This window comes from Anaerococcus urinomassiliensis, assembly GCF_900128425.1.
In the GTDB taxonomy this organism is placed as follows: domain Bacteria; phylum Bacillota; class Clostridia; order Tissierellales; family Peptoniphilaceae; genus Anaerococcus; species Anaerococcus urinomassiliensis.
This window is the reverse complement of record NZ_LT635781.1, coordinates 141,599-156,108: the sequence shown is the minus strand read 5'-3', so window position 1 is coordinate 156,108 and position 14,510 is coordinate 141,599. Positions and strand designations below refer to the sequence as shown.

General features: G+C 33.7%; 16 protein-coding genes and 1 riboswitch. All 16 genes read right to left on the bottom strand.

All coding sequences use genetic code 11. The annotated features are described in order from the left end of the window. Positions 1-3 precede the first annotated feature (3 nt). On the bottom strand, positions 4-705 hold the full coding sequence (gene ispD / locus BQ7474_RS00760; RefSeq protein WP_073997173.1) for a 2-C-methyl-D-erythritol 4-phosphate cytidylyltransferase: 702 nt from the start codon (positions 703-705) through the stop codon (positions 4-6). After that, positions 706-1,806 (bottom strand): PIN/TRAM domain-containing protein, encoded by a 1,101-nt coding sequence (locus BQ7474_RS00755; RefSeq protein WP_073997172.1) that lies wholly within the window; start codon positions 1,804-1,806, stop codon positions 706-708. An 18-nt stretch (positions 1,807-1,824) separates the two neighbouring features. Further along, positions 1,825-2,304 (bottom strand): CarD family transcriptional regulator, encoded by a 480-nt coding sequence (locus tag BQ7474_RS00750; RefSeq protein WP_044565890.1) that lies wholly within the window; start codon positions 2,302-2,304, stop codon positions 1,825-1,827. An 88-nt stretch (positions 2,305-2,392) separates the two neighbouring features. Continuing rightward, positions 2,393-3,298 (bottom strand): diacylglycerol/lipid kinase family protein, encoded by a 906-nt coding sequence (locus BQ7474_RS00745; protein ID WP_073997171.1) that lies wholly within the window; start codon positions 3,296-3,298, stop codon positions 2,393-2,395. 88 nt (positions 3,299-3,386) lie between these two features. Continuing rightward, entirely contained in the window at positions 3,387-4,187 is an 801-nt protein-coding gene (locus BQ7474_RS00740) for a hypothetical protein (RefSeq protein WP_073997170.1), read from the bottom strand. Further along, a complete protein-coding gene (locus BQ7474_RS00735) occupies positions 4,187-4,870 on the bottom strand; it encodes an ABC transporter ATP-binding protein (RefSeq protein ID WP_073997169.1) in 684 nt (227 codons plus the stop codon). The genes BQ7474_RS00740 and BQ7474_RS00735 overlap by 1 nt, the downstream gene beginning before the upstream one ends. Next, a complete protein-coding gene (locus BQ7474_RS00730; protein ID WP_073997168.1) occupies positions 4,863-5,228 on the bottom strand; it encodes a GntR family transcriptional regulator in 366 nt (121 codons plus the stop codon). Before BQ7474_RS00730 ends, BQ7474_RS00735 begins: the two co-directional genes overlap by 8 nt. 1,182 nt (positions 5,229-6,410) lie before the next feature. Beyond that, the gene (locus BQ7474_RS00725) at positions 6,411-6,980 is read right to left on the bottom strand and encodes an energy-coupled thiamine transporter ThiT (RefSeq protein WP_073997167.1); all 570 of its coding nucleotides are present in this window, start codon (positions 6,978-6,980) and stop codon (positions 6,411-6,413) included. A 66-nt stretch (positions 6,981-7,046) separates the two neighbouring features. After that, positions 7,047-7,135, bottom strand: a riboswitch (TPP riboswitch). Positions 7,136-7,182: 47 nt separating this feature from the next. Next, a complete protein-coding gene (locus BQ7474_RS10580; RefSeq protein WP_159429538.1) occupies positions 7,183-7,335 on the bottom strand; it encodes a hypothetical protein in 153 nt (50 codons plus the stop codon). Positions 7,336-7,498: 163 nt separating this feature from the next. After that, positions 7,499-8,533, bottom strand: a complete 1,035-nt coding sequence (locus BQ7474_RS00720) for a Wzz/FepE/Etk N-terminal domain-containing protein (protein WP_073997166.1) — start codon at positions 8,531-8,533, stop codon at positions 7,499-7,501. An 8-nt stretch (positions 8,534-8,541) separates the two neighbouring features. Further along, positions 8,542-9,660: an EpsG family protein gene (locus BQ7474_RS00715; protein ID WP_073997165.1), complete on the bottom strand. Its 1,119-nt coding sequence runs from the start codon at positions 9,658-9,660 to the stop codon at positions 8,542-8,544. A 401-nt stretch (positions 9,661-10,061) separates the two neighbouring features. Continuing rightward, on the bottom strand, positions 10,062-11,123 hold the full coding sequence (locus BQ7474_RS00710) for a DUF4097 family beta strand repeat-containing protein (protein ID WP_073997164.1): 1,062 nt from the start codon (positions 11,121-11,123) through the stop codon (positions 10,062-10,064). Continuing rightward, positions 11,116-11,472, bottom strand: a complete 357-nt coding sequence (locus BQ7474_RS00705; RefSeq protein WP_073997163.1) for a DUF2089 domain-containing protein — start codon at positions 11,470-11,472, stop codon at positions 11,116-11,118. The genes BQ7474_RS00710 and BQ7474_RS00705 overlap by 8 nt, the downstream gene beginning before the upstream one ends. 166 nt (positions 11,473-11,638) lie before the next feature. Then, positions 11,639-12,331: a hypothetical protein gene (locus BQ7474_RS00700; protein ID WP_073997162.1), complete on the bottom strand. Its 693-nt coding sequence runs from the start codon at positions 12,329-12,331 to the stop codon at positions 11,639-11,641. Next, positions 12,328-13,329 (bottom strand): LTA glycolipid anchor biosynthesis glycosyltransferase, IagA/BgsA family, encoded by a 1,002-nt coding sequence (locus tag BQ7474_RS00695; protein ID WP_073997161.1) that lies wholly within the window; start codon positions 13,327-13,329, stop codon positions 12,328-12,330. The genes BQ7474_RS00700 and BQ7474_RS00695 overlap by 4 nt, the downstream gene beginning before the upstream one ends. Further along, complete coding sequence (locus BQ7474_RS00690) at positions 13,298-14,461, bottom strand: glycosyltransferase (protein ID WP_073997160.1); 1,164 nt, start codon at positions 14,459-14,461, stop codon at positions 13,298-13,300. The genes BQ7474_RS00695 and BQ7474_RS00690 overlap by 32 nt, the downstream gene beginning before the upstream one ends. Between the last annotated feature and the right edge of the window lie 49 nt (positions 14,462-14,510).

Here is a 14,510-nt window from a genome sequence, read left to right as displayed (position 1 = left end):
TCCTCAAATCCTTTTTTCTGCTAAATAGGCTTCTGCAAATAGTATATCTTCTCTTGTTGTGATTTTAATGTTGGAATATTCCCCGCTAACAATTTTTACAGGAATATCCCTATGGAAAAATTCAAAAAGCTGGCTGTCATCTGTGATTTTAAATTCGCTTTTCACATATTTTTCATACATAGAAAAAAGAATATTTTTATCAAAGGCTTGGGGAGTTTGAATATTATAAACATAGTCTCTATTTGGTGTGAAATCAACAACCATATCCTCATCTACGATTTTTATAGTATCCTTTGTTTTTGTTGCACTTATTACAGCCTTGTAAGACTTCAAATCTTCAAGCACCCTATAAAAAAGTTCTCTACTTGCAAAAGGCCTTACCCCATCATGGGTTAAGACCAGTTCACATTTGCTATTTAAGGCTTTAAGCCCTTCAAAGGTTGAAAGTTCTCTAGTGCTAGAGCCATAAACATACTTTATTTCTCTAGCATAGCCCTTTATAATTTTTTTTATCTCATCCTCATCATCTTTTCTAATGACAAGGATAATTTCATCAAAAACATCTATCTTGGTGAGTGTATCAAGGGTTAATTCAATAACTTTTTTGCCCCTAATATTTAAAAAAGGCTTGTTAATCTGACTATTCATTCGTCTGCCAGAACCTGCAGCTGTTATGACAGCTGAGATAAACTTACTATCTAACATTTAATCCTCTTCACTTCTAACAAAAATCATACGACCTGCAGATGTCTGCAAAACACTTGTTACAGTTGCTCGAATTGTTTGATCAAGATACTTATCCCCATCCTCAACTACAACCATAGTACCATCTTCTAGATAACCAACGCCTTGATTTCTGCCCTTCCCAAGTTTTATTACTTCTATTTCCATAGATTCGCCAGGAATTACTATTGGTTTTAAGGCATTTGATAGGTCATTTATATTTAATACTGGTATTCCTTGAACATCAGCCACCTTGTTTAAATTGTAGTCATTGGTAAAAACTTTGCCGTTCATATCAACAGCTAGCTTTAATAACTTGCTATCCACTTCTTTAATGTCAGGGTAGTCAGTATCGACAATTACTAGGTTGGTTTTGTTGTTGTTTTTGATATTATTTACTATGTCTAAGCCTCTGCGCCCACGCTCTCTTTTTAAATCATCCGGGCTATCAGCAATATGTTGTAATTCTTCTAGGACAAACTCTGATATTATGAGGTCTCCCTCTATAAAGTCTGTCTCCAATATATCTACTATTCTTCCATCTATTATTACTGATGTGTCTAGAATCTTTGGACTTGCAAGATTTTTATTCTTATCGTGCCTAAAAGAAGATCTGCTTTCCTTGTTTTCTTTTATGCCCTTGAATAGATTATAAAAATCGTCAGAATTTTTTGTAGAAACTCTCCATCCCAAGTAACCTAAACCGATATATAATAAAATAGATAATAGCACAAAAATTGAATTGCCTCCATATGGTAATTGTAGGCTGGTTAAAGGTCTTGATATTAGAGTTGCAACAAGAATTCCTATTATTGCTCCTATAGTTCCAACTATCAACTTGCTTGCCGGTATTTCACTAATTTGCCCTTCAATATGGGAAAAGTTTTCTATAAACTTACCTGCAAGCGACTTTGAAATTAAATAAAAAATTATTCCACCTATTAGACCTGCTAGGAAATTTGCGACAATAAAGATAATGCCGCTTGTTTCCATCCACAAACTTGCGGCATTTACTACATTTAGTATCACAATACCAAGCACGGCTCCAATTAGTGTCACAACTAATTGAAATATTCGCTTCATCCATGCTCCTTATGATTTTTATAGACCGATTGACTCATCAATCATCTCTTCTGCTTTTTCTTTTTCTAGAGAACCTGCCATTACTAGTTCGCTGGCCATTATTCTTCTTGCTCTATTTAATAACTTTTTTTCTGTGGTAGATAGGCCTTTTTCCTTATCCAAAATCGCAAGGTTTCTTACCATTTCTGCGATTTTAAATATATCACCAGTCTTTATAACTTCTTGATTTTCTCTATATCTGACATTCCAATTGTCAGGCATAGGTGTTGGGTCATCATCCAAAATCCTTAGAACTTCATCACCTGATTCCTTATCAATAACATCTCTGACATTCATTTTGTCTATATTTGAAATCGGGATTGAAATATCCATGGAACCAATTGGCATTTTTAGGATAAAGTATTCCTTTTCTTCTCCCAAAAACTCTTTTTTCTCAATAGAATCTATTACCCCAGCACCGTGGTTAGGGTATACGATTTTATCGCCTATTTTAAACATTTTTACCTCCTAGGTTCTCATTAATATTATATCAAATCCTGAGAAACTAGTAAAACATAAATGTTATATGCTATAAAATACAAATATTTTATTGCTTATCTCTAATACCCGTTCTCATCCTAACTTTTTCTTTAAGTGCATCTATTTGGGCAAAAGTAGTTGTGCCACCATATTCACCATCTAGGGACCAGGATACTTTTTGGTCAGTCTTAACTTCAAAATGTGAGCCTTGGCGGAAGATTAACATATCGTTTTCTTCTCTGTTGGTAAGGCCTGATATTATTTTATTTACATCTACTAATGATTGAGGACGGCGAACCATTGTTAGTTCAAAAACTCCATCGGATAAGGATACATTATCGCCAGTTATCCCTTCAAACCCTCCCACAGATACAGAATTTGTTACCATAAAGTGGATGAAATCACCATTTATATTTTCATCATCTACCAACACATCCATTTTATAACTTGTCATGTTAGATAGAGGTAAAGCCTTCTTTAAACCTTCAATGATATAGGCACTTCTGCCAAAAATATTCTTAGCATCTTGATCAGTATCGAAAGAAACGTCTGATATAGAGCCAAAGGCAGCAACATAGACAAAAAACTTGTCATCGATTTGACCAATATCGATTCTTTTTTGATATCCACGACTGGCTAGTTTTACAGCTTTTTCTATATCTGTCGGGATTTTTAAGGACTTTGAGAAGTCATTTGTAGATCCAGTAGGAATATAGGAAATAAGGGGGTCAATTTCAGCCTTTGACACCGCTGCTATTGCTTCATCAAGAGTTCCATCGCCGCCTGCCACAATAATTTCTTCAAAATTCTCTCCATATTTGCTAATTATCTTACTAGCATCTCTTGGAGCTTGGGTTGCATATATGCTTGTTAAATATTCTTTTTCACTTAGATAGTCTATAATCCAAGGTAATTGTTCATTTATGATTCTCTGACCACTGTTTGGATTGTAGATAAATAGGGCAGTTTTCATAAGCCCTCCTTATATAGTTTATTTAAGTAAAATATACGCTTTATTGGTATTTTGTAAATAAAAAAGAGGTGTATAAAACACCCCAAATTTATGCTACTGAAAGTTTTTTGTCGTGTAGGTAATAAGTGCCAGCAACTAAGAGCAAATCTATTATTAAATTATATGCTATAGGTGCTATAGTTATTTGGTAGCCCTTGCTATGGACTTCTGCATTTGCAATATTGGACAAATTATTATCTATATAGAGGGAATTTTCATAAACTACGGCTGAATTTGCTTGAATTGATACAAATATCAAGCCAACGATAATAGATACTGCCATAAATACCAAGACAACTTTTAGCTTAGATGGTCTACCAAATATTCTAGAAGATCCTGCTGTTATGGCAAATATCACCTCAATAATATTTGTAACTAGCATTATAATCATGTATAAAACTATTGATGCCAAGTTTGCTACTCCTATTTCAGACAGAAGACGCTTAAAAGGTTCAAAAATATCCGATATATAAATAGCTTGACCGTTAGCTAGATTTACAAAAACCATAAAGTAAGCAAAAGCAAAGAGGCTTGCTATTATAGTCATAAGTATATAGTTAATAAATCTTGCGCCTAATATTGAACCAGTCTCTATCGGTATGGCTGAATAAAATGATGAATACTTGCCATAAAACCTATCATAGTCATTAATAGCTACAGATACTAAGGCCACAAATGGACCTATAACTACAAACGCCATAGTAAGACCCATGCCGATCATGACCAAGGGATTTTCACCAAATACTTTCAAAAGACTAGCAAAAACTAACGCAAGGACAAGGGGCAAAATTAGCCATAAAATAGTAGACTTGATATCTTCCTTAAAAATTCTTCCTAATAATTTTCCCATTATAAGACCTCCGTAAAGTATTCTTCCACACCCATATGATGGTTTTCTCTTATATCATCGACACTTTCATTTACCATAAGCTTGCCATTATCCAAAAATAAAGCTCTATCCAAAACTTTTTCAACTTCAAGGACAAGGTGGGTTGATATAATCATAAGACCTTCGTAATCAAAATTATCTATTATTGTATTTAAAACTATTTTTCTAGACTTTGGATCTATACCACTCATAGGTTCATCAAGGATATAAATTTTTGCTTTCCTAGATAAAGTAAGGGCAATCTGAATCTTTTCTTTCATCCCCTTAGAACATTCCTTAATCTTTAATTCTTTTGAAATTTCAAAGCTGTTCAAAAGCTTATAAAATTTATTAAGATCAAAGTCCTCATAAAAAATACTATATATACTACAAACTTCTTCTATTTTTAAATTCTCATCCAAAGGTAAGTGGTCTGGCTGATAGGCAACTATGTCATTTGTAAGTCTACCTGGCATATTGCCACAAATACTTACTAAGCCTTGGTAATTTCTCTCAAGACCTGCTAATATTCTAATAAGAGTGGTTTTCCCAGAACCATTTTCTCCCAAAAGCCCAACAATTTGTCCTTGATCTAGGCTTAGGTTTACATTATCAAGAACTGCCCTGCCACTATAAACCATAGTTAAATTCTTAATATCAATCATAATTTTTCTCCCAATAATTCCTTAAATCATCTATCGCTTTATCTTTCTCTAGATTTAAATTCTTTGCTCCTTCAATAAATTCATCGGCTATTTTTTTGAAGGAATCATCTTCTAGGTCTAAGATCAAAGATGTATTATCAGTGACAAACCTACCAGCTGTCCTCCTAGTCTCTGTGAGCCCCTCTCTTTCAAGCTCAGAAAGAGCTTTTTGGATAGTGTTGGGATTTACCTCATAAAAACTTGCCAGACTTCTCACCGAATCAATCTTCTCACCAGCTTGCCACTGACCAGTTGATATCTTTAGCTTAAATTCTTCCAGAAGTTGCAAATAAATTGGCCTTTGATTATCAAATTCCATAGCTACCTCCAACTTGTATTATTGTATTACTATCTTAGTACAATGATATTATATCATGGATTTGAAAATATGCAATAGAAAATCGAAGATATTTTTAAAATATCTTGGACTAAATATTTTATTTTTTATGTATACGTATCTTTTGGCTTTTCGTTATTTAGGATTGTACCCTTGTACCTCGGGGGATAGGAATTAGGGGTAGCTAGCCCGTCCGGCTGACAGAGGACAGACCCCTTTTTCCTACGGAAACTCGCTTTATTCAAAGCTCCTTCGCGCTACCGCACTGAGTTTCCGGGTTAAACAGCCGAAATCAACGGCTGTTTAACTCCCCAAATCCCCCTAAACCTTCTACTACGAAAACTCGCTTCTGACGAAGCTCTTTCGTGCTACCGCACTATGTTTTCGGGATAAATGACCAAAATCAACGGTCATTTATCTCCCACCGCCACTGCGTGGTGCGCAGAGCAGAAGAAGTTTGCTTCGCAAATTCTTTTGTTTTGACTGATTACCTAATATTAACTGCACCACTAAGCCTACAAGTGCAACAAACATTGGATTAGCGGTTGGAAAATTGTGCTGTTTTCAAATCGTAGAATTTCGTTAAGAAATCGCACTGTTTGAGCGTAGCGAGTTTGCGATTTTAGAAATTCAAGATTTAGAAAACACCAATTTTTTTAGTTAATAATGAGAGTTCACCCTATCAAATCGCTAGAATTTGCACAGCAAATTCTTACAAGTTCCAGCACCACGCAGTGGCCGTTTCGAGGGGTAGCAGAAATTGGGGTCTAAGGGGAGGTAAAAGCCCATTGATTTTGGGCTTTTACCCCGAAAACATAGTGCGGTAGCACGAAAGAGCTTCGTCATAAGCGAGTTTTCGTAACCGGTTGGTGAGAGTCCTCAACGAGCCGGACAGGCTTATTAACTCCCCTGGGTTTTCCCCCTTAGGGCGAAGTCATAACCTTAAATTATAAATAAATAAAAGACATTCATTCTTTTTTTGTTCAACATAAACATTTTTATTTACAGTTTCTTTACAAAGATCCTTCAGTCGGCTCTTAAAAGAACCTCCCTCGAGGATGACAAGTTCATTAAAACTATACAAGCAACAAAAATAGATTATTACTTTTTCAAATGAAATTTTTACAGTAAAAAGACCACCATTTTTACTTTGGTGGTCTTTTCCTATATTTTTGCTATCCTTTGGTCCTCATAAAGCTTTCCTAAGCTCTTATAACTTATAACATAAACTATAAGTAGTATGGCCATATCTGCTAATAATACTGAATAGTTTAGTGCAATGTTATAGAATATAAAGTTATCAAAGCCTGCTTCTTTAGCTTTTGTCATGCTGTAAAAGAAGATTTGTCCGCTTATTACGTTAAATACTCCGCTTGCTAGAAAGGCAATTATTATTGATGGTATATAGCTTGTTAGCTTTCTCTCATCTCCAAATTTGATCCCAGCTAGACCTATCATTGATGCTGATAGGATGTAGTCTAGTATGGCTTGGGCTGGGTGAATTACGTATCCACCTATTAACATATTTAAAATACCGAATAAAACACCTTCTACCATTCCAGCCTTCACACCCCATCTAATAGCAAATATTACTAGTGGTAATTTACGAGCCAGTGTGACCGATCCTCCCATAGGCAGTTTGAACAAAACTATTTTATCTAGTATAAATGCTAGGGCTAGCATTATTCCGCCTTCTACAACCATTCTGGTTGACCAATTTGTGTTTTTTTCCATAAAAAAACCTCCTTATAATTCCTACTAAAGGCTAGCCAATAAGCCTAGCAATTAAACCAGAATTAAAAAGAGTTTAGTTCACTTTCCAACGCAAGCATTATCTTGATCTGGTTTAAGGGTAAAATCTCAGCCATTTGGCACCCCTAGTGTATGATTATTATAATAGACTTTTAATTATTTGTAAAATGTAAGTAGAACCACACTATATTTCTTTTAATAGATCAACTTCAACATAGCCTTGGCTTCCGTTGAAATCTACCCAAACAAATCCACCATCAGCTTCTTGTAGGACTTGTACAACAGAAGACTTATCCAGCTTATCATACTTAGAGCTTTTTTCTGGAAATTCGTACATATAGGTCTCTTCTTTTACTTCATAAAGTCCATTTATTTGAAGCTTATCATTTCCCTTAGTCTGTTTTTTATTATCTCTTATTTCTATATCTTGTGCCTGGTAGGACTCATTTGACTTTGAACAAGAGGATAATATTAGGATGGCACATATTAAAAAAAACTTTTTAATAATAAATCACCCCTAAAAGCTTGATACCAAGTCTTTTGTATTCATCTACTTGGCCTAAAAGTTCGTTTTTGTGAGAATTTTTATCTACAAGAAGTATTTTGTAATCCTCGAATTTAGCCAAGTTAATACTAATTGGATCATTTGCTGATTTTTCTTCAAATATTACATTTCTGTAATCCTTTAATTTTTCTGCCATCTCGCTTTCAAAATCGGCAAAATTTTCTCTATGAATTCTTGCATCTATGACTTTTGCATCAAGAATATTAGCAAGGTCATTTGATATATCTAATTGATTATTTGATACTTTCAAAGGAGTAAATCCAATGATATTTTCAAGGGATATATTGTCAATTTTTCTTTTTATTTTCGCCAATTCACCAGATCTTTCTTTTGACAAATCTGCCAAAACTTCTATATCAAGCTCTCTTATATCATTTGCATCATTTATCCTATCTGATAAGATTTTTTTTATGATGATGATGACAAGACCTAAAAGCCCACCAACTATGAAGGCAGCAATAGTAAATATTAGATTACGAGTATTGGAAGATTTTTTTACAAGAACATTTTGCAAGTACTCTATATTTTCCATATTCAAATAGTCTTTGGCAAAATTTCTAAATTCCTCTGTAATAAGAGTTAGGCTATCCTTTGCTCTTGCTTCATTTGAATCCTTGTAGGTAAAGGCAATGACCCCTCCTTGTGGATTTACAGTATATTCCAAATTGTTTTCAATTTCAGAAGCTTTCATATCTGGAGAAATTTCAGAAGCCACCTTTTCGTAAAGGTCATTTGATTCTAAGAATTGGCCGTAGATATTGGATAATTTCTCATTTAAGATAAGCTTGTTGTAGGTTATTGGTTCTTCAGTATTGCTGGTTACAATCAAAACTGAATTTGCCTCATAAGAACCACTTTTTACTACAGTAAAGAAAAAGCTAAGACCTGCTAGAAGGATGGCAGGAATAAGTAGCAGCAAGATATTTCTTTTTACCGCTTCTATAATTTGTTTGCTAGTTAATTTTTGCATATTATCTCCTATTTTAATGAATATATTGCATTTAAATTTGTAAAGAAAAAGTCATAGGCTGGAGCCTTTACCATCAAAAAAATCGCATAAGGTATCAAAAACACCAAAATTGCAAGGATTATCAAAAATCTGCCAAGTTTGTCTATGTTTTTGATATGCTCTAGGACAAGGGGAATGTATATTATCTGTAAAACTGTAAAAAACGTTGAAAATCTAAAGGCTATAGCAGTTGATGATCTAAATACTAAAAGTACCAAGAGACTAAACCACATGGCCTTGATAGATGTTTCTTCTATAGAGTTTTTAACAAAAGACTTTTTATCAAAATACATAAGTGTCGTAATAAAAAGGGCAAGAGCAAATATAATCCTAGGATCATATAGGCTCATAGACTGGGCAAATTTACCAGTAAATGTATAATTATTAATTTTTGTAGCCATTCTCGCAAGGCCTACATTTGACAAAAGAAGCGCTAAAATTCTAAAAACTGTTTTTGAAAATACACTTACCAAGATGGCAAGTATTGCACTTACAATCTTAAAAGCTCTCCCCATTTCAAAGGCCATAAAAAACAAGAATGGCAAAAGTATAATTGCCGCCCTATGAAAGGAAAATGAAAATAGGAAAAACAGTAAACTTTTTATGTACTTTCTTTCAGCAAAAAAGTTTATACTAAGTAGTCCTAATCCTATAGCCGATGCCGTTCTTGCTGTTTGCATATCAAATTGGATGAAAATCGGCAAGAAAATAATGGCCGACAAAAAAGGATCTTTAGATTTTTTTATAGATAGGTAGGCTATAGGAAAAATGGATAAGGCATTCATTATAGCTATAACCCACTGGCGTGAAAGGCCCAAGATATTGATGATATAGGAAAAAAACCTAAATCCAAATTCTACTGCATATGAAAAGTTAAAGACCTTGGAAAGATCAGTTCCTATGTCTTTTACAAACCACAAATAATTGTAATAATCTGCATCACCAGATCCTCTTATGGCCGCAAAAACAAACATAATAAAGAACATAAGCCATGCAAATATTCTTTTTTTCTTTTCATCTTTAAACTTTATTAAGCTGTTAATTATAAATAAGCAAAACTCACTTATTGTAAATAAGGTAAATCCCATAAATATTCCTCATAAATTCTTAAGCTTATTATAACAGATTATAAATGCAAAATAAAATGGATAATGACCGAGAATTATGCAATATCATTTAGAAATTTTTAATATTTAACACAATTTTTACAAAACTTTTATGCAAATAATACAATACTAGCTTAGTATATAAATCAAGGAAACAGTTTAATGCTGACACTATTAATTTTCATCGCAAATGCGTACTCTTCCTTAAATAAAATTTATGTCAACTGTTTACCTTTTTGTACAAAACTAATTACCCTCAAACTTTTGTACTAATCTCTCACAAAGAAATATCAAACAAAGTGAGAACAAGGCAGTCAACTATACAATGTGTTGACTGTTTGTTATTTTCCCCACAAAAAAAGCACCCCATGGTGCCTTTTTTATTATCTAAGAGAAACTTTGCCAAAACCAGCATCTATATTTACATTTAAATCTTCCTTGTTGGCATTTGTTGATACTTCATAGCCATTTTCAATTTGCATCTTGTTTTTATATTTTTCTGAAAGATTTAAATCACTAGCTTCGACCCTCGCCTTGATCTCGCCTTCAAATCCCTCACTATCTATGACAATATTACCAGAAGATGAGTCTAATGATATGGATCGAGCATCTTTAACGTGGTAGATTCTAATATTGCCTGATGTAGTATCAGCAGTAAATGTCTTTGAATTTAGTCCATCGATTCTAACATTGCCGCTTACTGCATCTACGTTTGCTTCTTGGCCACTGATATTGGATAGGTAAACAGAACCGTTGACATTGTCTATATTTAAAGTGCCGTTGGTGTTTTTAATGTCAATTTTTCCATTTACATTGTTTATATCAAGCTTGCCACAAGAATTTATTACAGTGATTCTAGCATTTACAGAATCTATGGTTGAATTTGTAAAATCAACATCTTCTACTTCGATGGAACCATTTACAAGGTCAATAGCTAGGCTATCATATATATTCTTTCCTAAAGATAGGTGGATAACTGGGGTTGCATCGTAGTTTCTGTGTTCGTCATTGATGCTGATATTTAGTGAATCTCCCAAAACTTCTACATTTAAGAAATCGTCTAAATTAGATTTTTTTGACCAAATATCTTGGCTTAGGGTTATGGCAGAATCGATAGCTCTTTCTATATAGATTTTGCCACTAGGAATATCAATATTAATATTATTTATGTCATCGTCAATTCTCATCTCATCGTGAGTATTTATTTGGCCTCTGATATTAAATTGATTTATATCTATATTGTCTAGGTCAAAATTGCCCAAGTTTTCAAAGGTTTCTGTTGTCTTTTTGATTACAGCTTCCATTGATTGGGTGAATTTGGAAACGAAGTCATTGTCATTTCTACTTTTCTTGCTACCGATTGCTTCTAGTAGATTGTTAGCTTCTTCAACAGTAATCTTTCCTTCTTTTAACATCTCTAATATAATTTGTTTTTCATCATTCATCTTTTAATTCCTCCAATAATTCGCGAGCTTGACTAGCTGTAATCTCGCCATTATCTAGCATATTTAGTATATCTATGCGGCTAGCTTTCTTGTCTACTTGTCCGCCCAATTTTGCTACTAACTTATCTATTCTATTTCTAACTGTAGGATATGAAATACCAATTTCTTCTCCTACATCTTTAATACTTCCTCTTTTTTGTAAAAATAATTCAATGAATTCTTTATCTTCTTTATCAAGTCTAGAGAAATTATCCATTTCAAATTCGCCGCTTACTTCTGTATAACAATTATTGCATCTATATGATGTGATGATCATCTCATCACCACAGTTTGGACATTTATTTATCATAGATAGCCTCCTTTTGATATAAGTATACTACGTTTTTAATATTTGTAAAGTCCAAATTAATATTTTTAATAAAATAAATAATATTTTTAATTATTTGCATTAAGGTTTTGTAAATTTTAATTGTGAGAGTTTAGGGCAAAAAAATACCAGGCTTTATTTGCCTGGCTTAAATATAATCCTTTGCCCAGTAGGAACGCAAAGTTCTAACTATCCAAAGTATAGTATTTATCATAACTACCGCTAAAATCAACATGCCCAAAAGTACATAGGACGCATAAACAAATTCTCCCATTCGAACTTTATTGCCGATTATACTATAAATAATATAAAGTAAAAAAAAGAATCCTATCCATTTGCCGCTTGTCTTTAAATTCCCTTTAAAATCTGGGTAAATCATAGTTTTTTTCCCATAGCGATTGAGGAAATAATCACGTTTTTTTCTTATTTCATCTCTTTTTTCCTTACTAGCATTATCTATTATAGCCGAATAATAGTGTTCCATATCGCTTGGCCTAGTTGCATATTTTTTAAGATTTAATGCTTCTTCATTGGAAAACTCATTGGTTAGGATTTGATAAGTGATAGCTGCTTTTGATTGGTAGGTCCTGCGTTCATCTCTTAGTTTTTTTAGCTTTTCTATATCTTTTTGTCCATTGATTAAATTTTCAGTGTCTATTTCATATTTTCTCTTATATTTTAAATATCTAGTAAAAATTAAGACAAAGGTCAAAATAATTAGCATTTGCCCAATTATAACTAATAAATCTCCTCCACCTATGAGGCTAACGATGCTCATTACAATGGCTGGGATAAGTATGGTTATAAGGGCTATTATAATAAATAATAAAATTGATCTCATAAATTAAGCACCTTTTCGTAGCATTCTACTAACTTTCTTCCTGTATTTTCTATAGACTTTGACTTAGCAATCTCATAGGCAAAGTCTACTAAAGATGGCAAAGTTCCACTTAGTATGCCAGTGATTTTTTCCTTAAAGCCTTCCAAATCCTTGCCCTTGTAGATGTTTTCTCCATCTACATAATCTTTTTCAAATATTTCTATATCTCGAATTAATATATCTGCCTTGGTGGCAAGGGCTTCTAAAAGGACTATCCCCTCTGTCTCCTCGTGGGTCAAAAATACGTATAAATCTGATCCGCTGTAGGCTACTCTTAGCTCATCACTAGATATATATCCCGGGAAGTGGAGATTGGCCGGAGCCTTGTCTATAAGTTTTTTAATTTCTGCAGGCATTACCGAAGGATTGAGCTTGCCAAACCAGACAAATTCGTATTCTGGCAAAAGCTCAGCAAGCTTTATAAAATCATCTATGCCCTTTCTTTTGATAGGTAGGCCAACTGAAATAATTGATTTCTTGTTTGGATCCAAATTATAAGTCTTATAAAAAACTTCTCTGTCATTTTCTTTTTTCTTCCAAAAATCCAGATCTATTCCATTTGATACTACTTCGATATCTCTCTTAAGTCCATAAGTCGAAAGAATTTCCTTGGAATACTCGCTTGGAGTAAGGATTAAGTCTCCCTTGTTGTAGCAATGCCTTAGCCAAGATTTAAAGAGTGGGGCTATTTGATTTGATAAAATAAAGGAATTTTTGAAATCTTCCTTGGTGGAATGGGCGTGGTAGATGACTTTTTTGCCAGCTCTTTTTGCTTTAGATGCAAAGGCAGCAGATTTGGGAAAGACTGTGTTTATGTGAACTATATCAAAGTCTTCCGTATCATCTAGGGTGAAGTCACATCCGACCTTTGTCAAAGCCTTGATTTGGTGGTCTATGGCCTTGCCAACGCCAGATTCTCTTACTGTTTCATAATCTTTTGTATATAAAAGGACTTTCATAATCGTACTCATTTACTGCTTTTTCGTATAAGGCTTCACATTTGCTACCAAAGCTTTGGACAGAAAAATTATCCAGGGCATAGGCTCTGGCATTTTCCCTAAGTTTATTTTTCAAATCTTCGTCACACAAAACTTGGTATATATATGCCTTAAATTGTTCATAATCATCGTAGCAAAAACCATTGAAGCCATTTTCTATAACCCCTTCTAAGGAGCCATCCTTCCTGCAAATGGCTACTGTTCCATTTGATAGAGCCTCATAATAGGTAAGACCTTGGGTTTCTGATGTAGATGCCGTTGTAAATATATCAGCAGCCTGGTAATACTTGTTAACCTCACTTGGATCTACCATACCTATGAAATTTGCTCTGTTTTTAAAGTTTTTGCTATAATCTATCAGTTTATTAAGGTGAGGTCCGCCGCCAACTATGAGAAATTCTATGCTTGGATCATCGAGTTTGTCATAGTACTTTATAATCTCTTCTATGTTTTTTTCTTCGGCAAGCCTTCCTAAGTATAAAAGGATCTTTTTATCCTTAGCTATTTTTAGTTCATCTCTCAATTTTTCTTTGTCATATAAGTCTGGTATGTGAACACCTGTGGGTATTACTGCTATTTTTTCTTTCCCTATATTATAAGATTCCAATATTCCAGCAGTTTTTGCTGTTGGAGCTATAAAGTAATCGCACATATCAGAAAGAGCCTTTGAAAATTTGGCTACAATCTTCACACCAGCTTTTTTGTTTGTCGTAAAATAGTGGGTGTAGTCTTCATAGACTGTATGATAGGTGTGGATTAATGGGATATTTAGCATCTTTGATAGGGTCTTGGCCATCATAAATGTTGAAAATTCGCACTGACTGTGGATTATATCTGGCTCCCATTTTTTTATAGATCTTAGGTGGGTGTTGGCCAAAATATTTGTAATCCTAGCCTCAGGATAAATTTTCTTGGCAGAAAGAGAACCTATGTAGTAAACATCCTCACTCTTATAGGACATAAGAGTATTTGATAATGTTAGGACTCTTACCTCATGGCCCTTACTTTCTAGATATTCTTTTAAATTTAGTACTGATCTGACTACCCCATTGACAACAGGATAGTACCAATCGCTTGTTATAAGTATTTTCATAGTATCCTCAACATTACTATATGTTCTATTATTTCATTTACAATTTGGA